Origin of the sequence: Dasania sp. GY-MA-18 (genome assembly GCF_024734385.1) — a bacterium.
GTDB classification, from domain to species: domain Bacteria; phylum Pseudomonadota; class Gammaproteobacteria; order Pseudomonadales; family Dasaniaceae; genus Dasania; species Dasania phycosphaerae.
Genome location: NZ_JANHAP010000004.1, coordinates 252,630 through 276,616, shown reverse-complemented (window position 1 = coordinate 276,616; position 23,987 = coordinate 252,630). Strand labels below are relative to the sequence as shown.

The window sequence follows — 23,987 nt, the reverse complement described above, 5'->3', positions numbered from 1 at the left end:
CTTGCCTCTTGCCTCTTGCCTCTTGCCTCTTGCCTCTTGCCTCTTGCCTCTTGCCTCTTGCCTCTTGCCTCTTGCCTCTTGCCTCTTGCCTCTTGCCTCTTGCCTCTTGCCTCTTGCCTCTTGCCTCTTGCCTCAAATATCAAAATACTTTCGGCCATGTTGGCCTGGCAGGTTGGCGGCAACTTTTAAGGGGTGCGCTATTTTATTCCACGCGGTGATTTTTTGGCCTTGGTTGAGTTGCGGGAATTGTAGGCTGGGGTCGGCGGCATGGCCTAAAAAGCCCAGCAGCTGTTGTGGGGCTTGCGGGTCGGCTATGTTAAGTGACAGTAAATCCTGCGGCCTGTGGGCGAAATACCTCAGCACTTGCTGCCGGTGTTGCTGGTAGCAGTGGCTGAGATGTGGTGGGTTATTGATCGCCGCCAGTTCAAAAGGATTAAAAATGCTTTTAAAACAGCGCTTGAGTATCGGGTTAAAGCCACCGCTGTCGTTGTTAATATTTTTAATCATGCGCTTAAGCAGCTGCTGTATAGAGGGCAGCCACAGGCTGAGGTCACGCTCCAGGTAAATAAACTTAGCGCCGGGGTAGCGTTGGTCTAAAAACGGGTAATCACAATAGGCCGGGGTATCAGCCACTACTTCGGCCTGCTCTATAGCCGCTTGGGTAAAAGCGGTATGCGCCACACTATAGCCCAGCTCTAGCAGCGTGGCACAAAGGCTGGTGGTGCCGGTGCGGGGGAGGCCGATGATGAAGATTTTGCGCATCGCGCCAGTCTACAGGGGGGAGTCTCTAGTCGCTAGCAGTTAGTCGCTGGAAGAGCCCCTAGAAGATAGTTGCAAGCAAAACAGTGGAGTAGGCCATCTAGGAACTAGCGACTCAACACTAGTGACTGCCGCATAGGCCTATAAACAAACACCTCCACCCCCACGCACAATATGGTACTGATAATCGCCGCCGCAAAAGCAAACAGGTACACATAAAAATAGCTGCCATCTATCACCATGTGGCCGGCAATAGCTGGGCCTATGGCTGAACCTAGTAGTTGGCAGGTGGGGATAAGCGGGGTGAGGCGGCCGCTAGTGTCGCCTTCTGAGATTAAGCTCATTTGAAAGGGCAGTACAAAATTCCAGGCGCCAGCAAAGAGCAGCATGCCCAAACCAAAGTTAAATGCGGAGCGGGTATAAAGCATCAGCAGTAAGCCGGCGATAAGGGCTAGGGTGGCGGCCATAATGGGGATGATGCGGCCATAGCGGTCGCCCATGTACGAGGCCAGGTAAGCACCGGCGGCGCTGATAATCAGCGAGATGCCAAAGGCCTCGCCCATGGCGGCGTAGCTTAGGCCATTGGCTAGGCCCACCCTGTCTAAAAAGGCCCATACCCCGGTTTCACCTAAAAAGTAGATAAACATACCGGCAACGCCAAGCATGACGCCTAGTAATGAGCCTGCTAACGCTTGTGAGTGAGTACTTGCCAGCTGGCTGGGCTTTTCATAACCACGGCAGCCCTTAGCGGGGAAGAAGGGTAGTAGCAGCAAGGTGATGGCTACCATGGCACAAAACAGCAACATAATGCCGCCAAAGCCCCACTGCGGGGTGATAAATATAGGCATAAAGTACGCGGCCAAACCTGCCAGTAATACTTGGGTGCCCACGCCGTAGCCAAAGTTGCGGTCGGGGGTGGCGGTATCGCCAAAATAGGTGAGCACGCAAGAAACGATGGCGCCATTGGCAAAGCCCACCCCAAAAAAAGCCAGTTTTAATATGTCGTAACTCACAAACGAGGCGTTGGCGTAGCAGGCTAGTACCGTTAGCGATGAGATAGCCACCACCCAGCGCCAGTTAACACGGCGTACCCAAAAAATAGAGCTAACACCTACCACTACCGCCCCCAGCATATAGCTGGAGCCTAAATAGCCAATCTGCACATCGCTTAAACCCATGGCATCGGCGGCGGCCCCCAGCACCACCGGCAGGGTGTTGTAGATTAAATAAGCCACCGATAAAAATAATACCGCCACCCAAACGCTGCGGCCATTATTGAGTGGGATGTCATTGCTGGTTGGGGCTGTGCTCATGGTATGGCTCGCATTATTCTTGTTTTTGTTACGGTTGTGTTCGTTGCTCCAGCCTAACGGCATGGAGGGGCATCGCAAAGAAACAGTCTATTTTTGTGTGTTGCGCTTCTCGTTTTGCCGGTTATCCATCCTATCCTGCTGATCGCCCACCCCGTCCTGCCGGACATGATTTGGCATCCAGCCTTCTATTTGTAGGCTAATGGATTCCGGGTCCAGCCCGGAATGACCGGCAGCAGCTCGTGTTATGTCTACACCTCGCCTAGTCATGCTGGCATCAAACTTTGTCATGCCGGACTCGATCCGGCATCCAGCTCTAATTGGCAGGCTAATGGATTCCGGGTCCAGCCCGAATGACAGGCTGCAGTGCGTGTTATGTCTACACCTCACCTAGTCATGCTGGCATCACACTTTGTCATGCCGGACTTGATCCGGCATCCAGCTCTAATTGGCAGGCTAATGGATTCCGGGTCTAGCCCGGAATGACCGGCTGCGGTTAAGTATGTAAGAATCATCCCATATACTTATATGAATGTTCAAATAATATTATGGGCTGCGCTTATGCAGGTAGTCGCTAGCACTTTTTATATAGCTGTAAAGTATTGATAAATATGAACTATTTTCATTAATAAAAGTTTTAAACGATTTTGTTACTATTGTGAACATAGTAATAACAAAAATATTGTTGAACAAACGTATAATTTCTGAAATGATACGCAACATTGCAACTAAGCCCCTATGCTGTGCAGGGTAATCGCAAACTCATTGACAATAACGGAGGCCTTATGGGCTTTACAGTAGCAACCAATAACGGCGTAAGGCGCATCACCCTAGATCGCCCCGAGCAGTACAACGCGTTAAGCGTGCCGGTACTCAAGGCGTTGGCTGAGTGCATAGACGAGTCGGCCAGCAATGCCGAGGTGCGTTGCGTGGTGATTAGCGGCAGTGGCCGCGCCTTTTGTGCTGGGGCTGATGTAGCCGAGTGGGCTGAGGCTGAGGCCAATGGCACCCTAGAGACCTACGGCTGGACCGAAGCGGCCCACGCCATGATGGCCAAGCTTTACGCCCTGCCTAAACCCGTTATTGCCGAGGTTAACGGCGCGGCAGTCGGTGCCGGGGTTGATTTGGCGCTGTGCTGTGATTTTCGCTACGCCTCTACTAAATCCAAATTTAAAGCTGGCTATACCACCATGGCTTACTGCCCCGATGCAGGTAGCAGCTGGCACTTGCCGCGTTTAATCGGCCTGGAAAAAGCTAAGCAGTTTTTGTTTTTTGATAAGGCCTGGCCTGCCGAGCAAGCGCTGGCCGCAGGCTTAGTTACCGAGGTGCATGAGCCCGAGGCCTTAACGGCTGCCGTTGATGCCGTCGCTGCCACCTTAGCCGCAGGCCCTACTTTTGCCTATGGCCAAACCAAAGCGTTATTAGAGCAAAGCAGCCGCAACAGCTTGGTTGAGCAGCTAAGCCTAGAGCAAGCGGCGGGGCTATTATGCGGCCGCAGCAAAGATGCCGATGAAGCCTTAAAAGCCTCTATAGAAAAACGTAGCCCCGAATTCACAGGCCAATAAATAGCTTAAACAACAGATCATTTAAGTAGCCGCAACTAGCTGTAGGAAAACGCGATGGACTTTCAATTAAACGAAGAACAAGAAATGCTGGTATCAACCGTACAGGCATTTGTTGAAAAAGAATTACTGCCCCACGAAGAAGCCGTAGACCGTGCCGACGAAGTGCCCGCCGAGCTGGCCGCGCAAATTCGTGAAAAAGCCTTAGAGGCAGGGCTGTATGCTTTTAATATCCCCGAGCAGGGCGGTGGCCTAGGTTTGGACCATGTGTCACAGGCGTTAATCGAGCGTGAGCTGTCCAAATGTGGTTGGGCCTTACACGTTAATGTTGGCCGCCCTTCCAATATTTTAATGGCCTGTAAGGGCGATCAAATCGAAGAGTACTTAGCCCCCTGTGTGGCCGGTGAAAAAATCGACTGCTTTGCACTTACCGAGCCCGGTGCTGGTTCAGATGCCGCCTCTATACAAACCAAGGCGGTAAAGCAGGGCGAGAACTACGTGATCAATGGCGCCAAGCACTTTATCAGCCATGCGGGTAATGCCGACTTTTCTATCGTATTTGCTGTGACCGGCACCTTTGAATACAAGGGCCGGCAGAAAAACGAAGTGACCGCCTTTTTAGTCGACAACGACAACCCCGGCATGACCATACGCCGTGGCCCTAAAGGGGTAAGCAACCGCGGCTATCACACCTACGAATTATTTTTTGATGACTGCGTGGTACACGAGTCAAAAGTGCTGGGCGAAGTGGCCAAAGGCTGGGAAGTGGCCAACCAATGGCTAACTGCTGGCCGAGTAATGGTTGCGGCTAACTGCGTAGGCCAATCTATGCGCGCGCTGGACGCCTCGCTGAGCTGGGCTGCCGACCGCAAACAATTTGGCAAAGCCATAGGCTTAAACCAAGGGGTGTCATTTAAGTTAGCCGATATGGCTACCCAAATACGCGCCGCCGATTTAATGACCTTACACGCCGCGCAAAAAATGGACCTGGGCACCTTAACCGATGCCGATGCTGGCATGGCCAAGCTGTTTGCCAGCGAAGCTTTGGGTCGCATCGTCGATGAAGCCGTACAAATATACGGCGGCATGGGCTTAATGGATGAAACACCCGTAGAGCGCATGTGGCGCAATGCGCGCATAGAGCGCATCTGGGAAGGTACCTCGGAAATACAGCGCCATATTATTTCTAAGGAACTGCTAGCACCGTACTGGTAGCACCCTATTGGTAGGTCTTTACGACTAGGGTTTAGATGCGGCGAATTGGCAGTGGCCTAATTGTTGTAGCCATGAAAAAATAGCCGCATCAAAAACTACCCGTGGAACCATGATGGCAAAGCTAAGTGATAACCCCAAAAAACCAAAGTTTGTGCGTGAAGAGCCTGAAGTCAGGCGCAAACTATTAATCGAGGCCACCCTGCGTTGCCTGGCTAAATATGGTTATGGCGGTACTACCGTAGAGGTTATTTGCAAAGCCGCAAAAGTATCACGCGGCCTGCTCAACCATCATTTTAACGGCAAGAGCGATATTATTGTTCAAGCCTACGAGTACATGTCGGATAAGTTAGACAACAGTACCCGAGGCCTGATTGAAGAAATTGGTAGCGAGCCACAAGCTCAGCTAGAGGCCATGATCAAAGCCGCCTTTAGCCCGCCTACCTTTACCAAAGAAGACTTATCCATTTGGATTAGCCTTTGGAATCTCGCACAAGTCGATCCACAAATAAATGGTTTAAATAAGCGCCACTACAACAAATACCGCCGCAGCATTGCCCAATTAATCGATGCCGTGGCCGACGAAAAACAAGTCACCATTAACAGCTCGCGCGCCGCGCTGAGTTTGACCGCATTAATGGATGGCCTGTGGTTGGAGTGGTGCTTAGATCCAGACGCGTTTGTGCCGCAAGAGGGCGAAGCAGCGTGTTTAGACTTTATTAAACGCCTCTTTACCTAGGCTTAAAAAAAGACGTATAGGCTAAGCGCCGCACACTATTTTTAAGATCCGCAGTAAAGATAAAACTAAAAATAGTGTTTGGAGTTGCGCATTATGGCCAACAAAGAAAACATGCGTCGTTTGTTAGACCCAAAAACCATCGCCTTCGTAGGCGGTAGTGCCATGGCCGACGCCGTTATCCGTTGTAAAAAAGGTGGCTACACCGGTGACATCTGGTTAGTTAACCCCGTTAAAGACCAAATCAACGGCGTTAAATGTTACCCCTCAGTCAAAGATTTACCCAGCGCCCCCGATGCCACTTTTATAGGCACCAAACGCGATACCACGATTCCCGTTGTCAAAGAACTGAATGAAATCGGTGCCGGAGGTGCAGTGTGTTACGCCTCAGGTTTTGCTGAGATGGATAAAGATGGCGAAAAGGAAGGCGAGCTTAAACAACAGGAGTTATTAGCTGCTGCTGGTGACTTAGCTATCCTGGGTCCCAACTGTTACGGCCTATTAGATTACTTACACGGCTCAGCGCTTTGGCCCGTTGCCCACGGTGGCAAAATGGTAGAGCAGGGCATGGCCATCATTACCCAAAGCGGTAACTTTGCTTACAACATTTCCATGATAGATAGATCCTTACCTATCGCCTATATGGTTAGCGTAGGTAATCAGGCGCAAGTGGATGTGGCCGGTTTAATTGATGCGTTTTTAGAACAGCCGCGCGTGACCGCTATAGGCCTGCACTTAGAAGGCTTAAAAAATGTACCTAACTTTGCCGCCGCCGCTATGCGTGCCTTAGAAAAAGGCGTACCTATAGTGGCTTTAAAAACCGGCACCTCAGAAATTGGAGCCGAGATGGCGCTAAGCCACACCAGCTCACTGGCAGGTTCTGATGATTTGTATAATGCCTTATTTGAACGCGTAGGCATTACCCGCGTAACCGGGCCAGTGCCTTTTGTAGAAACCTTAAAAATATTTGCCTGCGGTGCAGTGCCTAAAGGCAATCGCTTAGTGGCCTTAGCTAGCTCTGGGGGTGATGCCGGTTTAATAGCAGACTACAGCGATAACCAGGGCATAGCCTTGCCAAAATTATCAGAAGACGTCGTCAAAAATATTAGCGAATTATTACCCGCCTACGCCAACGTCGCTAACCCCTTAGATTTTACCACCGCTATTTGGGGCGACCGCGACGCATTAACTCAGTGCATGGATAATTTATTTGGCGACGATTACGATTTTTGTTTGCTGCCTTTAGATTTCCCCGGCGAAGCTTCGGGTGAAAACCCACAGTGCGAATTAATCGCTGATGTGTTTCAAGAATGCTGCAAAAAACACAATGTACCTGGCGCTATTGCCTCGGTATTTCCCGAGTTAATGCAAGAAAAAACACGCCAGCATATGCACAGCATAGGCGTGCCAGCTTTGCAGGGTTTAGAAGATGCGGTCACCGCCATAGGCAAGGTGATGGCCTATAGCCAGCGCCGCCAAGAAATATTGAGCCGCCAAGACGAATCTACCCAAGCGCTATGCCCTGCCGATGCCTTAAGCGGTGACGCCATCGCCATGGATGAATGGGATTCAAAACAATGGCTACAACAATATGGCTTACCTGTACCCGCCGCAAAATTAGTTAGTGCAGATCAAGTAGAGCAAGCCGCTGCAGAGCTAGGCTGCCCAGTCGTAGTAAAAATGGTGAGCAAAGACCTGCCCCATAAAACCGAAGCTGGTGCGGTTAAAGTCAATATCAAAACTCCTGCCGAAGCTGCAGCCGTTGCCCAAGATATGGTGGCCAGAATTAGCCTAAGCCACCCGCAGGTAGATACCAGCCGCATACTAGTAGAAAAAATGTCAGCTGCGCCGGTGACCGAATTAATTGTAGGCATTAAACGCGAACAAGGTTTTGGCTTGTCACTAGTGATTGGTGCCGGCGGTATTTTAGTAGAGCTAATGAAAGAAAGCGTGAGCTTACTACTGCCTAGCAGCCGCGATGCCGTGCGCGATGCGATTAAGCAACTAAAAGTGTACAAACTGATTGAAGGTTTCCGCGGTAAAGAGGCGGGGGATTTAGAAGCTACTGTCGATGCCGTTATGGCAGTGGCCAACTTCGCCGTAGACAATGCCGATAAAGTGCTAGAGCTAGATGTAAACCCTTTGATGGTGTTACCGCAGGGACAAGGTGCGGTGGCGGTGGATGCGCTGATTTCAAAAGCTCAGTGAGCTTTTGAAAGCGGCAAGAGGCAAGCTACAAGAGGTAAGAGAAAAGTCTCTAGTGGGTAGTCGCTAGTCTCAAGAATAACATGCTATTTCGTCATTCCGGGCTAGACCCGGAATCTATGGAATTAAATTAGAAAGATGGATGCCGGATCAAGTCCGGCAAGACAGAAAAAATGCAGTCATTTCGGCGAAAGCCGGAATCCACTTTAAGCTTGCCACTTGCGGCTTAAAGCTCAGCCCAAAGGGCTGAAAAAATCACAACAAGTCGGCACTAGAATGCTTTGCTTAAAGCTTGCCACTTGAAACTTAAAACTCAGCCCAAGGGGCTGATGAAAAAGGAAGTAATCATGAGCGAATTCGATCAGTACAACACAAACCAAATCGTAGAAGACGACAAAAACCATTTCTTACATCCTTGGCAATATTTCGATAGCTTCAAAGAAGAAGGCGCGCTGCCCATCGCCAAGGCCGAAGGCGCTTATATCTACGATACTGATGGCAACAAAATGTTAGACGCCATTGGTGGCATGTGGTGTACCAACATAGGCCTGGGCCGCGAAGATATGGTTGAAGCTATCGCCGACCAGGTTCGTCAAATGGCTTATGCCAACCCCATGGTGGATATGACTAATATCCCCGCTGGCCAACTGGCGAAAAAATTAGCCGAGCTTGCGCCAGGTGATTTGAATCACGTGTTTTTATCTTGCGGTGGCTCTACCGCTGTGGATACTGCCTTCCGCTTGATTCACTTTTATCAAAACTGCCGTGGCCTGCACGATAAAAAACACATCATCGCGCGCAAAGAGGCCTATCACGGCTCAACTTATGCGGCCATGTCTATAGGCGGTAAAAAAGCCGATCACGTTAAAGAATTTGATTACATTACCGATACTATTCACCACATCTCAACACCGTATTACTATCGTGCGCCAGAAGGTTTGAGTGAAGAAGAATATACCGATACTTTAATCAAAGAGTTTGAAGATAAAATCGAAGAGCTAGGCGGTGCCGGTAAAGTGGCGGCGTTTTTTGCAGAGCCTATCATGGGTTCTGGCGGTGTTATCGTGCCACCTAAAGGTTACATCCAGCGCATGTGGGAAACCTGCAAAGCCAACGATATTCTTTACGTATCCGACGAAGTTGTTACCGCTTTTGGTCGCGTAGGCCACTGGTTTGCCTCTGAAGATGTGTTTGCTATTCAGCCCGATATCATCACCTCGGCAAAAGGTTTAACCTCAGGCTATCAGCCATTGGGTGCAACCATCTTCTCTGATGGTATTTGGGATGTGATTGCTGCTAGCGGTAAAGGCCGTTACTTTGCTCACGGCTTTACCTATTCAGGTCACCCTGTTGCCTGCCGTGCTGCTTTGAAAAATATTGAAATCATTGAAGACGAAAAAATTCTAGAGCACGTACGTGAAGTAGGTCCATACTTCCAGCAAGAGCTAGAGAAATTGGTAGACCTGCCCATTGTTGGTGAAGTGCGCGGCAAAAACTTTATGATTTGTATTGAGAATGTTGCCAATAAACAAACCAAAGAATTATTTGCCGAAGAGTTAGATATTGGCCGTTGGATTACTGATGAAGCCGCTAAACGCGGTGTATTGGTTCGCCCTATAGGCCACTTAAACGTATTGTCTCCGCCAATCATTTTAACCAAAGAGCAAGTTGACCACATTGTGTCTACACTGCGTGAAAGTATAGAGGCGGTAATGCTTGATTTAGAAAAACAAGGCTTGTGGAGTGATCTATCCAAAAGCGCGTAACGCTTTTGAAAGCGGCAGCTACAAGTGGCAAAAAAAGTCTCTAGTAAATAGTCGCTAGAAAAATGCATTAGATCGTCATTCCGGGCTAGCCCCGGAATCTACAGGTTTTTCATAGAAAGATGGATGCCGGATCAAGTCCGGCATGACAGAAAAATTGTCATTCCGGGCTAGACCCGGAATCCACAGGCTTTTATAGAAAGATGGATGCCGAATCAGGTCCGGCATGACAGGAAAATAAAGTCATTCCGGGCTAGACCCGGAATCCACAGGCTTTTATAGAAAGATAGATGCTGGATCAAGTCCGGCATGACAGAAAAATTGTCATTCCGGGCTAGACCCGGAATCCACGAGCGTTAAATAGTAAGATGGATGCTGGATCAAACCAGCATGACGAAATAATTGTAAATTTAAGTCGAATTAATTGACGAGATTATTGAAATGTCATTACCCGAAGTATTAAAAGATCGTTTATCGCTGCCTTTAATTGCGGCACCTATGTTTTTAGCTTCTGGTCCGGAGCTAGTGATTGAGTGCTGCAAGGCAGGCGTAGTGGGAACCTTTCCTGCGCTTAACCCGCGTACCACCGAGCAACTGGACGAGTGGCTAAACGAAATCGATAAACAATTAGCACAGTTTGAGCAAGAGACGGGCCAAAAGCCTGCCCCTTACGGCGTGAACCTGATAGTACACAAATCTAACCCACGCCTGCTTGATGATTTGGCCATCATAGAAAAGCACCAAGTGAAACTTATAATTACTTCTTTAAGCTGCAATGCGGAAGTAATAGATCGCATACATGCCTATGGCGGCATAGTGTTTCACGATGTAGTGAATGTGCGCTTTGCTAAAAAAGCCGCCTCTATGAATGTGGATGGCTTGATTGCCGTTTGTGGTGGCGCTGGCGGCCATGCTGGCCATTGGAACCCCTTAAGTCTAATCGGCGAGCTGCGTGAGTTTTTTGATAAAACCATATTGCTGGCCGGTTGTGTTTCACGCGGTAGCGATATTGCCGCTGCCCAAATGATGGGTGCCGACTTAGCTTATGCGGGCACGCGCTTTTTAGCGACTAAAGAGTGCCGTGTAGTCGATGATTACAAAGACATGATCGTACGCTCTTCCGCCGCTGATATTGTGTATACGCCTGCTATTTCTGGTGTGCCCGCGTCGTTTATGCGCGAGAGTGTGATTGATGCCGGTTACGATCCCGATGACTTAACCCCCGCTGCCGAAATAGATTTTGGTGCTGAAATGGTAGGCGAAGATAAAACCGATAAGAAAAAGGCCTGGAAAGATATTTGGTCTGCAGGCCAAGGAGCAGGTGGCATACACGATGTACCCACTACCGCTGAGTTGGTTAGCCGCTTAAAAGCTGAATATCAGCAGGCCCACGAGGCGCAAGCAAAAAAATCTCAACGCTATTTATAAAACAGCATCTGTCAAATCTCTCCTATTAGCTAGCAGCGTCGGGTGCCATCCTGCGTTGCTGGCTTTATCGAAGTAATCAAATCGCATGTGTCTAGCTATGTTTTAGCTAATCATATCTAAAATTATAAAATCCGACTTGTTATTGTTAATTTCTCGCCATCAATATTTTTGAGCTCCAGATTAAAAATATATGTTTTTGTGTGAGTAACTCTTAGCTGTAAAGTGAAAGCTGTTGAAGTGGGATGTTTGGGCGTTGCTTTTAGATGCCTAGCAATAATTTTGGGTTGGGGTCAAAATTTTGCAAGGTTATGGCAATCGTCAGGTATTAATAATAACTATTAGAGGAAATTTTCGTGAGATTTTTATTGCCAATTATTATATTACTTTCTAGTTCCAGCATTGCTGATACGATTAATCTGGCCTCAGCAGATTATCCCCCATTCTATGGTAAGGATATAAAGGACCAAGGGCCTGTTACTAAGATAGTCAGAGAAGCATTCGGGGCGGTTGGCCATAAGGTTAACATTAAGTTTTACCCGTGGGTGCGCGGTGAAAAATTAGCTGCGGAATGTAAGGTTGATGGCATGTTCCCGCCTTGGGATAAGCCTGAACGTAGAGCCTGGGGAATATTCTCAGATCCTATTCCTCCGGCTAATGAAATAGGCTTTTACCGCCATAATGATAATTCTGAGGTGCTCTCAGATCTAAAGTCCAATAAAGACAATATTAGTGTTGGTATAGTAAATGGCTATGTGTATCCAGATTCATTCTTAAACTCTGGCATGCAAACTAAAGTGGTCAACACAGATTTAAATAACTTAAAAAAATTGCTTAGAAAACGCATCGACCTTGCGCTGCTTGATAAAGCACAAGCGAAATATCTGATAAACACCCAGATAGAAGAAAAACATCGTAATAGACTTACGTGGGTCGAACCCTCAATACAAAAGAATGAACAGTATTTAGTGATGTGCAAAAAGGCTGTCAATGCTGATAAAAAGATTGCGGATTTCAATGCAGGGCTAAAGATAATTACAGACAATGGTAGAGTTGATGAAATACTACGTGAGCATGGCTTGCTGTAAGCACGCGATAAGCATCATCAGCCGAAATGTAAAGGCCTATGTATTGAATGACGTCAGTAGGGAATCTAAGGCGGACTGCGCCTAGCTACTTAGCTATTAAAAGTCGTAAAGCTGGTATGGGCAATACGATCTAGGCTGAAAAGCTTAAGGATGCTATAGACATTGTGTCAATATTATCCATAGATGGGGCTAGCTTTAGGGCTAGCCCCATTTTTTATACTGCCCTGCAGTCATGCCTTGCTGGCTTTTGGGTGATAGCCAAGCCATGGCTTTTCATTAAGAGGCTGTAAGACTATAGTCATAGTATGATGTTGTTCTTTTAATCAGCGATGTTTATCTATGCAGCTATTAGTGAAAACAGGTTTGGGCCATTTTATAAAATACGGATTTTGCGCGCTGTTGGCATTACTGCTAGCTGCCACTACTAGGGCTGAGTTAAGCGATGGCCAGCCGCTAGATAATAGGGTTATTCAAGTTCGCTCAGAAAACTGGTATGGCTATAGTGAGGCTGGTGAAGGCTATCTGTTTCTATTACTGCGGGCAGCTTTTGAGCCTTTAGGGTATCAGCTGCAGTTTAAATTTTGCCCTTGGAAGCGCTGCGTGCAAGATGTGATGGAATCGCGGGCTGATATCATTGTTAGTGTTTATGACGATGAGTCTTTTATGGGCCAATATATGCAAGTAAATCGTTACCCTGTTTTTATAGAGCGAATTGCCGTTGCTTTTAAAGCGCAGCGCTGGCCACAGTGGCAAGGGCAGCAAACCATGTCGGGTGGCACCTTAGGTATGCTGCGTGGCTATGACTTGCATAAGCAGTTGGCTGTTCCCGTAAAGTTACAGGAGGTTTCCAGTGATACACAGCTGTGGAAATTACTCGTGGCTGATAGGGTAGACTTTATTATTGAAGGTATTATGCCGCTACAGGTATACAGCGAGCGCTTTACTCAGCATCCCGGTCAGTTTCGTATTGAGCATGTCTATCAAAAAGAATCTTACTTGGGTTTTGGCCGCAGTGAGCGAGCTAAAACACTGCTGCAACAATTTGACACGCAGCTGCGCAAACTTTATCAACAAGGCGAGGTGCAGGCCTTGCAAAAGCAATTTGGCTTGGATTGGTTAAGCCCCATAGAGCTACAGTAAGCGTTATCATTAAATCCGCGATGTATATATCCCCGCTAAGGCAATCAATCGCATAGCCTAAGCAAAACATACAGGTAAGTGGTGGCTAAAGACTAGCCAGCAAACGACGGTTGGCAGCTGGCTGATAGGTAAAAATGTTTGGCATCATGCCGCAAACGTGGGTAGACAGCTTAGCTAAAATGTTTAACCGGCACCTGCAGCAGCGCAGCTTGGATTCAGTGAAACAGAATAATTATTATATATAACAATGGCTTACCTTCGGTTCTGCTGCTGTTTAGGGCTGTTCAGCCCAGCTTGGAAACCACCACTCTTGGAGTATTGTTATATATTGACAATTATTTATCCTTACTGCCATCTATAGTAGGAGACTAATTGTGACAGCCCAACAGACTGATGATTTAGCAATAGCGCGTCAATTCTTAAACGATAATCCGGATATCGAAACCATAGAGGTGATGCTAACCGACCTTAACGGCAGCTTTAGAGGCAAGTGGTTAACCCGCGATAATTTAGAAAAAGTATTCAAAGGCGATGTAAAAGTTGCCCTCACCACGGTTACTCCCGATGTATGGGGCAGAGACGTGGGCTCATTATGCGATAAAACCGGTGACGGTGATGGCGTTTGTGAACCTATAGTCAGCACGCTAAAACGCCTGTCTTGGTTAAAGCGCCCTACAGCGCAAATGTTTATGCAGTTAACCGGCGACGATGGCCAGCCTTGGGGTTACGACCCACGGGTAGTATTGCAAAACGTTTATAAGCGTTACCAAGACTTAGGTTTACGCCCGGTAACGGCTCCCGAGTTAGAGTTTCACCTGTTTCTTGAAAAGCGCGATGAGATGGGCACGCCACAATTGCCTACCAGCCGCATTAATGGCCGCACCACCATGGCCGGCCAGCTCTATGGCATAGATGTTATGCAAGAGCAGGCAGAGTTAATGCACGAGATACGCGATGCTGCCAAAGAGATGGACCTGCCTCTAGACGGCCTGCTAAAAGAATTAGCGCCTGCCCAGTACGAACTTAATCTAAACCACATAGACAACCCCCTGCACGCAGCCGATAACGCCCAAATGCTAAAGCGTGTGATTAAAGGTGTTGCGCAAAAGCACGGTTATATCGCCACCTTTATGGCCAAGCCCTTTGGTGATATGGATGGCAATGGCATGCACATACATTGCAGCGTGTTAGATAAAGACGGCAATAATATTTTTGATGATGGCACTGACAAGGGTACCGATACCTTGCGCCATGCGATTGCCGGCTTAGCTCAAACCATGGCCGACACCATGCTAATTTTTGCCCCGCATATGAACTCCTACCGTCGTTTTAAAGTGGGTAGCCATATCCCTAACGCACCGACTTGGGGTTATGAAAACCGCGATGTTGCCATGCGCATTCCTAACGGCAGCCCTAAAGCGCGCCGCATCGAATACCGCGTAGGCGGTGCCGACTTAAACCCCTACTTAGCACAAGCGGCTTTGTTATCGGGTATTTTATACGGCATAGAAAACAAGTTAGAAGCCGATGCGCCACTCAACGATAGCGTTAACAAGCCGGAGGCCTCACTGCCACGCAGCTGGCGCGATGCACTACAAGTGTTTGAAGAATCTGCCTATGTAAAAGAACATTTAGGTGCGCCCTTTCAAGAAGCTTTCAGTGCAGTAAAACACGCCGAGCAAGCCGAGTTTGAGGGCCGCGTTAGCGCCTTTGAATACGATACTTATTTAGTAGGTGCGTAAAATTAACTACTAAAAAGTTATTAATAAAAAGCCGACATGATGTCGGCTTTTTTTGTGCCTGGATTGTGCTGTTTATAAGGTCAGTTATTACTCAACTCACCTTGACAATTTTTCTGCATGGCAAGCTTAAGATCGGCTAAAGGCATGTCTTGCGATAATAAATAATGCAGTTTGGTCAGCGCCGCCTCTATAGTCATATCGTGGCCGCTAATAACACCGGCCGTTGCCAAAGCATTACCGGTGGCATAGCCCTGCATATTAACACTGCCTTGCAAACACTGGCTGAGGTTAACAATAATAATGCCCTGTTGTTGCGCCTGCTTTAATACATCAATAAACGCTTTGTGCTGAGGCGCATTGCCCACCCCAAAGCTTAATAAAATTAACGCCCTAATAGGCTGCTGTAAAACCTGTTGTAGTAATTGTGTTGAAATACCTGGGTACAGGGTAAGCACAGCAATGGCCTGCGGTTTAATCTGGGCCACTTGCAGTTTTTTTTGCGTTGCTGTTGAGCTTAGCGGTTGGCCTGCACGCCACTGTATTTTAATGCCTGCCTCTAATAGCAAAGGGTAGTTTGGGGAGGCAAAGGCATCAAAGCCATCGGCGTGTACCTTGGTACTGCGGTTGCCTCTGAATAATTTATTATTAAAAAACAAACACACCTCGGCCACAGGATAATTGGCGGCTAAGTATAAAGCGTTTAATAGGTTGGTTTGCCCATCGGAGCGCAACTGTGCCAAGGGAATTTGCGAACCCGTCACAATAACCGGCTTGGCTAAATTCTGCAGCATAAACGACAAGGCCGAGGCGGTATAAGCCATGGTGTCGGTGCCGTGCAAAACCACAAAGCCATCGTAGCTATCATAATTAGCCGCTATATCGTCGGCAATAAGCTGCCAATCGGCGGGTGACATATTGGCCGAATCAATTAACGGGCTGTACTCATGTATATCAAAGCTGGGCATGTCTTCATGGTAAAAAGCGGGCTGCGTTTTAATAAAGTCACTTAAAAAACCGGCCACAGGCGCATAACCCTGCGCAGTTTTTTGCATACCTATAGTGCCGCCAGTGTAGGCTATGTAGATGTTGGGTTTGGTCATGGCAGTCATTTCTTTAATCAATGGTGTTAGCAAATAAATGCAGTATTGTTAGCTGGTGCAGAGCGATTAAGCACTACACCGGCCGTTTTAGCAAAAAAAGGCAAATTCATGCAGACAGCTTAGCTAGGGCTAGTGATTTTGCTTGAGCGTAGTCTGTTTTACCAGAGCCTAGCTTAGGTATTTCATCAATTTGTATATAGGAAGATGGGATCATCAGAGGTTGGCAGCCTTGGCTAAGCAAAGTTTGCTTTAGTTGCTCAGGGTCAATACTCTCTGCAATTAAGGCAATAATTTTTTCACCCTTCTTGTCATCAGGTAGGTTAACGGCAACCAGTTCCAGTTCAGAATTATTTAGCGCTAGCCGTATAGAGTCTTCAACCGAAGATAGGCTAATCATTTCGCCACCTAGCTTAGCAAAGCGAGAGTAGCGATCAATAATAGTTAAAAACCCATCACTATCGATACGGCCCTTATCACCAGTGATATACCATCTGACACCGTTGATTACTTTGATAACTTGTTCAGTTTTTTCAGGGTCATTAAGATATCCATGCATTACTTGGCAGCCGCCAATAAGTATCATGCCATCTTCGCCTGTGGCCACTTCCTGCCATGTGTCAGGATCAACAATTTTAAAGCTGGTGCCTGGCAGAGGCATGCCTACGGTACCAAGTTTGCCGCCTAGTTGAACCTGCCAGTAATCGGTGTCTAAAGCGTCAGGTAGATTAACACTAGCTACAGGTGTTGTTTCAGTGGCTCCGTAACCTTCCAGTATAGTTTTGTTAAATTTGGCTTGAAAAGCGTCACGTATATCGGGGTTTAAACGTTCTGCACCGGCAACTACTATACGCAAGCTTTCTAAAGCGAGTGGGTTTACTTTCGTGTTTTTAGTATATAGTCGCAGAAATGTAGAAGTGCCAAAAAGGATGGTGCCACGAAATTTAGCTATAGCCTTGGCTGTGCCCAATACATCAGTAGGATCTGCATGCGCTATTAACGGTATCCCCTCTATTAAAGGCATAAATTGGGTTACGGTAAGGCCAAAAGCATGAAATAACGGTAAAGATGCCATTACCACATCATTATTTTGTGTGTTGAGTACATCCGAAATTTGTTTAAGGTTCGCCATAATATTTTTGTGGCTTAGCATTATGCCTTTGGGTTGCCCTTCGCTGCCGCTAGAAAATAAAATGGCAGCTGTTTGTTCAGTGCCGATAGGCTTTGAGTATATTAATTTTAAAAGTGTACTGGGTATAAATTTCACCATAAAAAGTGTACGTAGCATTTCTAGCTTAGATATAGAGGCTTTTAAATCCTCCAAATAAACCACGTTGGTATTGCCCAACATTACTTTTATGTCTATACCTTTTCGTTCTAATTTGCTAATAAATTTTTTAGAGCTGTAAATCGTTTTAATTCCAGCTTGTTCAATAGATGATATAAATGCAGGCAGGCTGGCAGTAAAATTTAAATTGACTACGGTTTTTCCACTTAGTAATACCGCCATGTTGGCCAGTACACCACCTGCAGAGGTTGGCAATAATAGGCCAATGTTTTGTTCTGGGCTAATACGCTGAATGCGTTTTGAAAAAGCGATGCTGGCAGTTAATGCCTGCCTCGCAGATAGCGTTGTACCTAAAGTGTCGGCAATGGCCATTTCACTACCTACACGTTTAACCGTGTCTATCCATGAATCAGCCAAATTATTCATAGATTTAGTATGTTCTTGCCATGAGCTAATCGAAATATCGAAAACACGGCGTTTGAGCACATCAGCAGTAGTTGACTTAGGCAATGGCTCACCAAAGGCTACAATTAAATCTCGTGATAAACCGGTATTTCTTATAGTTTTTAATTGGTCAGATGATCGAGAAAATTGGCTGCCCCATAAGCCGCGTAAGTAAAAAGGAACAATCACAACGTCATTGTTGCATTGCTCGCAGGCCCGCTCAAATCCCTTTCTAAACTCAGCAAGATGACCGGTTCTAGAAATGCTCCCCTCGGGAAATAAGCAAACTAAGTGGCCTTTGTTTAATAGGTCGGCAATAGTATTGAGTGAGTTTCGGCTGCTAGGGCCAGATTCAATAGGAATAACGCCAAATAACTTAAAAAACCATGTTAAATACCAGCGTTGATAAATGCTCTTTAGCATGACAAAGCGTACGGGTCTAGGTGACGCAATTTGTATAATGGCCCAATCTACCCAGCTAATGTGATTTCCTAATAATAAGGTGCCGCCTTGTTCAGGGATGTTTTTTAATCCTTGAACATTAATTTTGTATCGACGTGTCATTAATAAGCTAAGAATAATTCTTGCCAAGCTTTGGGGTAATTTATAAATGGTGTATAAGCCGCCTAGCACTGCAACTGCAGCCATTAGTAGTAATAGGGTTTTGCTACTCAGGCCATAAATTGCGAAGATCGCCGTGAGTACTAAAAAGGCGAGCATGGAAATATTCTGAATTAAATTATTACCCGCCAATACCGTACCTAAGCTTTCATTTTTAGCATTGAACTGTATAAGCGCGTTTAAAGGGATAATAAATAGCCCACCCATAAAGCCTATGAATAAAAAGTTGAGGGCATGAGCACTAACAGAAGAAAGTTGAGTGAGTAGGATTAAGCCTAAGCTAATACCCGCGGCACCTATAGGTATTAAGCCTGTTTCTATATAGCCCTTGGACCACTTGGCCGCTAAAGTTGAGCCTATAACTATGCCAATACCGATTGTGGCTAATATGCCTTGAATAACAATTGTGTTATCTATAGCCAGAGATTGTTTAGCAAAAGCTGGAAAAGCTGCCAATATAACTTGCCCTACAGACCAAAAAATGGCTAGGCCAATGACTGAGAGTTTTATAGTTTTGTTGCTTGTTAAAGGCTGAAGGTTTTTGGCAACGAGCTTACCAGTAAGATAATCGTTGATCACGAATTGTTGTTGTGGATTACCTTTGTCGGTAGCAGGTAGGCGATAAGCCATCAGCAATTCAAAAATACTATTAATTACAAGTAACCAGCCTATGGGGGCGATAGCTGTAAGAATGACATCCTTTGTGTTGGCTGTATGGGGAAACCAGCTTTCAAATAAAACAGAGAAGAGAAAAGTGCCCAGCAAAATTGCGCCTATGGTAATGGCTTGAACTAAACCGTTAGCTTCAGCTAGGTGCTCCTTACCAAACAAGCCTTTGATATAGCCGTATTTTGCGGGTGAATATATTGCTGACTGTACTGCTAGTAAAAAGGTTAAAATAAATGCTGGCCAAAACCAGCCTTGGTAATAGCATAGGGTAATCGCACAAGTAATAAATACAGCAAACCAAGCGGCTACGCGCATGACTTTGTTTTTAGCGTAGCGGTCGGCAATATAACCGGCAGGGCTAAATAACAAAATAAATGGTAATAAGATTAAGCCATTTATCACTGCGGTTAAGATGATTTGGGTATGGCCATCATAAACTTTAAAGATAGTGTTTTGTAAAGTGATTTTGTGCCCTAGGTCGACAAAGGCATTGAGGAAAATAACCGTTAGGTAGGCGAGTGCACCAGGCAACTTAAACAGAGCTTTCATGATGTGTCCTTTATCGTTATCTGTATCTATGTGGTAGTGGCCGCATAATGAGTTTTTTATTGCGCCTTAGCAACCTTCTGTTGAATTGTAGCTGCATGCAAGCTATAAAGTATTAAATATTGATACTATTTTGTTCTTGGAGTTTAAATGCCGCAAATATCCCCCTTGATTAAGACTTTGAAGAAACAGCTTAAGGCTAATGGTCACACTTATCTTGATGTGGCGAAATTACTGGATTTAAGTGAGGCTTCGGTAAAGCGCTTATTTGCTGAGCAAAATTTCACTCTGCAGCGACTTGAGCAAATCTGCCACATGATGGGGCTGGAGATATCGGAGCTAGTGCAGCTTATGGAAGGAGAGCAGCGTAAAATTATTCAGCTGTCATTAGAGCAGGAGCAGGAAATAGCCTCGGATCTATTACTGCTGATGGTGACCGCCTGTGTGATTAATGGTTATAGCTACCAGGATTTGATTGATCAATACGACATAAAACCAACCGACTGCATACAAAAGCTAGCCGCTTTGGACCGTTTAAAAATTATTGAATTATTACCGAATAATAGAATTAAATTACTGGTGGCTGCTAATTTCAGTTGGCAGCGTAATGGCCCCATACAAAAATTTTTCCAAGAAAAAGTTGAACAAGAGTTTTTTAGTACGGGCTTCGATCAAGACCATGAAAGCCTGATTGTAGTTAATGGCTTGCTATCTAAAGCTAGTAATCTTGAGTTTCAAAAAAAGATGCAGCGCTTGGCTAAGGAATTTAGTGAACTTGCTCAGCACGACATGGCTCTACCTATGGATAATAAGCACGGCAATACCGTAGTGCTGGCTATTAGGCGTTGGCAATATAATTTATTTGAAAGCATCCGTAAAAAATAGTCTTAGTATGTAATGCCTGTGGGTAAGCATAGCGCTACTCTTTAACTATTCATTGATCGCCTCTGTAAATAAAGGTTTAGTGCCTGGGAAAATGCAACGGAGGAAAGAAAAATGTTTAAAAAACTAGTCTTAAGTATCGCAATAATACTAGTAACAGGTTGTGCTACAGCCACCAAAGATTTAGCCAATACCTTGCGTTATGCCGATGGCCAGAGAGTTGGCGTTAAAAATATAGAATTTCAAAATTTACGCACTCGTAAAAAAGGCGAAGCCTGCACCTGGAATCTCTTATTTTTTATTCCCATGCTCGGTGACGGTTCCATTATCAGTGCTGCCGAGAATGGTGAGATTAATAATGTTGAGCTAATTGGCGAAACCGGCCTGTGGTATTTCCCCTTTAATAAGAACTGTACTGTGGTTTATGGGAATGGGGAGGAGAGTGGGTTGTAGTTAGGTATCAAACGGCGGCCGGTGTAATGTTGTTGCGATCTTGCCGCTAGGCCAGTCAACACTAAAAACCCGGCGCTTCAGTTTAGGAGGTGGGTTTTGTTTTGGGTGAGGGGAGCAGGATTGATACTTGCAGCTTTAGGCTGCAAGTACCCTACGGGCGCCTTGAGTAAAGCAGGCGTTGTCTCCGTTTACTGCGTAAACTTCGTCTCGAACGACAGGCTCTCATCGTCAAACAAGCCAATACTAAAAACCCGGCGCTAGGCCGGGTTTTTAGTATTGGCGCGCCCGACAGGATTCGAACCTGTGACCAACGGCTTCGGAAGCCGCTACTCTATCCAGCTGAGCTACGGGCGCATAACTCGTGTAAATTTTGTTGTTCAGTTTAAGCCGTTGGCAGCCAACGGTTTAATGTTATTAGCTTAAGGCTAATAACACCCCTTCGGGGCTTCGTCGTTTCACTCCTCGTTCCCAATGCATGTATTGGGTCGGAAGCCACTGCTCTATCCAGCGGTACCCGTTCCGGGCATAAAAGCTCCAAGCGGGCGCATTTAATGTGTGCAAAATATGAGCAGCTAGTGGCCGCAAGGGCTATCGGCTACTTTTTGGAAAGGGGAATTATACAGATTCGCCTTTATTTGGCACGGCTTTCTTGCGGATTTTGTGTATAAGCGGGCTTAGGGTTTCCGCAAGCGGGATAACTGGCTATAATCGCTGCCTATTACAAGGCTGGGTTTATAGGCCGTTTATTGATTTTAGAGGGCGTCGATAGTGAACAACATTAAGAATAACGCGATGATTAAGTTGAGCTTATTGGTATTGGCTTCAGTGTTGAGCCTTTCAGCGTATGCAGTTTCAGAGAAGAATTTAGAAGCCATTAAAGAGCGCACCAAGCCCGTAGCTAAAGTGTGCTTAGAGGGTGATGACAGCTGTGGTGCTGCGGTAGCAGCTGTAGCGAGTGGCCCTAAGTCGGCGGAAGATGTATATAACGGCAGCTGTGCGGCTTGTCATGGCACCGGTGCTGCTGGCGCGCCTAAGTTGGGTGATGCTGGTGCTTGGGCACCCCGTATTGCTAAAGGTTTAGACACCTTGCACGACCATGCCTTAAACGGCTTTAACGGCATGCCGCCCAAGGGCTTGTGCATGAGCTGCTCGGATGATGAAATTAAAGCGACGGTTGATTATATCGTTGAGAATAGTCAGTAGAGAAGTCGCTAGTCTCTAGAAGCTAGTCGATAGAAAAACCGCGCTTTAGTCGCGGTTTTTTTGTGCCCGCTTTTCTAGCGACTAAAGACTAGGAGCTAGAGGCTGATTTAAAACTTCTTCTCCGCATGCGCGCTAATTGACCAGCTGTCCACATTGTCGCCGGTGGTTAGGGGTTTGGCGATGTCTATGTGAATGACGTTTTGGCCGCTGGAGCGTATGGAGGCTAGGCGCAGGCCAAAGCCTATGCTGGCTAAGGTGCCGCTTTGTTCATTATTGCTGACGATGTTTTCAGTACCTGAGGCGCGGCCTGCGTCTATAAAGCCCACCCAAGCCACCCGTACTAAACGGTATAGCTCTATGCTTGGATAGTGGCGGGCTTCCACAGTGGTTTGCCAGCGGTTATTGCCGTGTTGGTATTGCGAGGGGTAGCCTCTTACAGTGGGCTGTGCGGCTGGGCTAAAGCCAAAGCTATTGTCATCGTCTTCTCGGTTGCCGCCCAGGGTGATGGGTTGGTCTATGTAGTTGTTGCCGCTTAAGGTGATTTCGGTTTTAACATAGAGCTTGTTGGCGGGAGTCCAATTATAAAAATATTCAAAACCTGCGGAAGCTTTATAATAATCATCCTCGGCCACACCAAAGTCCACCGTGCCGCTTGCTGAGCCAAACCATAAATGCTTGCCGACTAACATGCCTTTGCTAATCGAGGCTCTAAGATGGCCGGCATAATCTTTATCGCTGTCGTCATTGTCAGCTTCAAAGCCTAGGCGTATAAAACGGCGCCAACCTAAATGGTGATCTTCTTTTTCGTGGATAAAATGCACGTCTGAGATGACTTCAAAATCATCTTCTATCACTTGATACTGTAACCAGGGGTATATGTAATGGCGGTCGTTGGGCACCGCTAGGCTAACGTCGTTGCTATCCATAATGGGGGCAAAGCTTTCGTCGCTGGCAGTAAGGCCTAGCGTCCAGCGGCGGGTCCAGCCATCCACCTTGCCTTGCGACCAGCCATAGCCGGTTTCGAAAAATTTGCGCTTGGCGATAAAAACATTTTCATCATCGCCGTTTTGGTCTATGTGTAAATCTTGTTTGCTGTGGTCGTTATCAAAATAGTAACTGTCAGTAGTATTTAAAGTATAAAAAGGTTTGCGCCAGGCTATGCCATAGCGGTAGCCATCATCATTATCAAAAGCTGCTAGCGATAGTTCGCTGTGCTTGATATAGGTGATGGGGGCGTCGACTTTAATGCCGTAACCGGTGCGATCTTTATCGGCAAAATAACGAAAATTGCCCTGTATACCTAAGCCTAATAAGTTGTCGTCTTTAAGGCCGTAGGAGTATTTGTTTTCGCCGCCGGAGCGGCTGAAATTTATTTTTGGGTATAGTGTCCAGTGATCCCAAGTGGTGACATTAATATTGCCGTTGGGCTGATGGTTACAATCTTTTTCAAAGCGCACGTTGGCATCGCGTAAATAGTCCAGCTGCCTTAATAAGCGTTCGCTTTCCTCTACGTCGTCCAGGCTAATCGTGTCACCTTTTTCAAAACTCAGATGATTTTCAATAATATGAGGCTGAGTTTTTATGTGCAGGTTGTTGGCAAGATAGTGCAGCCAAATGGCCTTGTCATCTTCTTCAAAGATAGGGCGGTTGTTAATAGTAATATGCTTAACAGCTACCTGCTCTAGCGGCGTGGTTTGGCCGCTGCCTGCGGCTTGGGGCTCGCAGACCATGTGATCGGCTTTAGCACTGGTAGTGGCGAGTACTAAAAGGCAAAAACAGGTGTTGAAGGGAGATGGTCTTACTGCCATTTAGTTGCTCTGTTTAGTTATAAGAGAGAGGCGC

The 23,987-nt window shown here is 46.6% G+C and carries 17 protein-coding genes and 1 tRNA gene; 12 read left to right on the top strand and 6 right to left on the bottom strand.

The window, feature by feature from the left end; translation table 11 throughout:
- Positions 1 to 132: 132 nt before the first annotated feature.
- Both NO559_RS07170 and NO559_RS07165 read right to left on the bottom strand, forming a co-directional pair.
- Positions 133 to 762: a sulfotransferase family protein gene (locus NO559_RS07170; RefSeq protein WP_258331125.1), complete on the bottom strand. Its 630-nt coding sequence runs from the start codon at positions 760 to 762 to the stop codon at positions 133 to 135.
- A gap of 104 nt (positions 763 to 866) precedes the next feature.
- Positions 867 to 2,072 (bottom strand): MFS transporter, encoded by a 1,206-nt coding sequence (locus NO559_RS07165; protein ID WP_258331124.1) that lies wholly within the window; start codon positions 2,070 to 2,072, stop codon positions 867 to 869.
- Between the two features lie 782 nt (positions 2,073 to 2,854).
- Between NO559_RS07165 and NO559_RS07160 the strand changes: the two genes are divergently transcribed.
- The 9 genes from NO559_RS07160 (at position 2,855) to NO559_RS07120 (ending at position 14,942) form a co-directional block, all read left to right on the top strand.
- Positions 2,855 to 3,634 (top strand): enoyl-CoA hydratase/isomerase family protein, encoded by a 780-nt coding sequence (locus NO559_RS07160; RefSeq protein WP_258331123.1) that lies wholly within the window; start codon positions 2,855 to 2,857, stop codon positions 3,632 to 3,634.
- A gap of 54 nt (positions 3,635 to 3,688) precedes the next feature.
- Positions 3,689 to 4,846: an acyl-CoA dehydrogenase family protein gene (locus NO559_RS07155; RefSeq protein WP_258331122.1), complete on the top strand. Its 1,158-nt coding sequence runs from the start codon at positions 3,689 to 3,691 to the stop codon at positions 4,844 to 4,846.
- Between the two features lie 112 nt (positions 4,847 to 4,958).
- On the top strand, positions 4,959 to 5,582 hold the full coding sequence (locus NO559_RS07150) for a TetR family transcriptional regulator C-terminal domain-containing protein (protein ID WP_258331121.1): 624 nt from the start codon (positions 4,959 to 4,961) through the stop codon (positions 5,580 to 5,582).
- A 93-nt stretch (positions 5,583 to 5,675) separates the two neighbouring features.
- A complete protein-coding gene (locus tag NO559_RS07145; protein ID WP_258331120.1) occupies positions 5,676 to 7,787 on the top strand; it encodes an acetate--CoA ligase family protein in 2,112 nt (703 codons plus the stop codon).
- A 344-nt stretch (positions 7,788 to 8,131) separates the two neighbouring features.
- Positions 8,132 to 9,550: an aminotransferase gene (locus NO559_RS07140; RefSeq protein WP_258331119.1), complete on the top strand. Its 1,419-nt coding sequence runs from the start codon at positions 8,132 to 8,134 to the stop codon at positions 9,548 to 9,550.
- A gap of 438 nt (positions 9,551 to 9,988) precedes the next feature.
- Positions 9,989 to 10,975: a nitronate monooxygenase family protein gene (locus NO559_RS07135; protein ID WP_258331118.1), complete on the top strand. Its 987-nt coding sequence runs from the start codon at positions 9,989 to 9,991 to the stop codon at positions 10,973 to 10,975.
- A 353-nt stretch (positions 10,976 to 11,328) separates the two neighbouring features.
- The gene (locus NO559_RS07130; protein ID WP_258331117.1) at positions 11,329 to 12,060 is read left to right on the top strand and encodes an ABC transporter substrate-binding protein; all 732 of its coding nucleotides are present in this window, start codon (positions 11,329 to 11,331) and stop codon (positions 12,058 to 12,060) included.
- A 351-nt stretch (positions 12,061 to 12,411) separates the two neighbouring features.
- Positions 12,412 to 13,200, top strand: a complete 789-nt coding sequence (locus tag NO559_RS07125) for an ABC transporter substrate-binding protein (protein WP_258331116.1) — start codon at positions 12,412 to 12,414, stop codon at positions 13,198 to 13,200.
- Between the two features lie 374 nt (positions 13,201 to 13,574).
- Positions 13,575 to 14,942 (top strand): glutamine synthetase family protein, encoded by a 1,368-nt coding sequence (locus tag NO559_RS07120; protein WP_258331115.1) that lies wholly within the window; start codon positions 13,575 to 13,577, stop codon positions 14,940 to 14,942.
- Between the two features lie 80 nt (positions 14,943 to 15,022).
- On the opposite strand, the gene ansA is transcribed toward NO559_RS07120, so the two are convergent.
- Both ansA and NO559_RS07110 read right to left on the bottom strand, forming a co-directional pair.
- Entirely contained in the window at positions 15,023 to 16,042 is a 1,020-nt protein-coding gene (gene ansA / locus NO559_RS07115; RefSeq protein ID WP_258331114.1) for an asparaginase, read from the bottom strand.
- Between the two features lie 106 nt (positions 16,043 to 16,148).
- Positions 16,149 to 19,610: an acyl-[ACP]--phospholipid O-acyltransferase gene (locus NO559_RS07110; RefSeq protein ID WP_258331113.1), complete on the bottom strand. Its 3,462-nt coding sequence runs from the start codon at positions 19,608 to 19,610 to the stop codon at positions 16,149 to 16,151.
- Positions 19,611 to 19,757: 147 nt separating this feature from the next.
- Between NO559_RS07110 and NO559_RS07105 the strand changes: the two genes are divergently transcribed.
- Both NO559_RS07105 and NO559_RS07100 read left to right on the top strand, forming a co-directional pair.
- The gene (locus tag NO559_RS07105) at positions 19,758 to 20,492 is read left to right on the top strand and encodes a helix-turn-helix transcriptional regulator (RefSeq protein ID WP_258331112.1); all 735 of its coding nucleotides are present in this window, start codon (positions 19,758 to 19,760) and stop codon (positions 20,490 to 20,492) included.
- Positions 20,493 to 20,603: 111 nt separating this feature from the next.
- Positions 20,604 to 20,942: a TRL-like family protein gene (locus NO559_RS07100; protein WP_258331111.1), complete on the top strand. Its 339-nt coding sequence runs from the start codon at positions 20,604 to 20,606 to the stop codon at positions 20,940 to 20,942.
- Between the two features lie 277 nt (positions 20,943 to 21,219).
- Here NO559_RS07100 and NO559_RS07095 read toward each other — a convergent pair.
- A tRNA-Arg gene (locus tag NO559_RS07095) sits at positions 21,220 to 21,296 on the bottom strand.
- Between the two features lie 438 nt (positions 21,297 to 21,734).
- Between NO559_RS07095 and NO559_RS07090 the strand changes: the two genes are divergently transcribed.
- On the top strand, positions 21,735 to 22,145 hold the full coding sequence (locus NO559_RS07090; protein WP_258331130.1) for a cytochrome c5 family protein: 411 nt from the start codon (positions 21,735 to 21,737) through the stop codon (positions 22,143 to 22,145).
- A gap of 107 nt (positions 22,146 to 22,252) precedes the next feature.
- Here the strand turns inward: NO559_RS07090 and NO559_RS07085 are convergent, their stop codons facing one another.
- The gene (locus tag NO559_RS07085; protein WP_258331110.1) at positions 22,253 to 23,953 is read right to left on the bottom strand and encodes a hypothetical protein; all 1,701 of its coding nucleotides are present in this window, start codon (positions 23,951 to 23,953) and stop codon (positions 22,253 to 22,255) included.
- Positions 23,954 to 23,987: the final 34 nt, after the last annotated feature.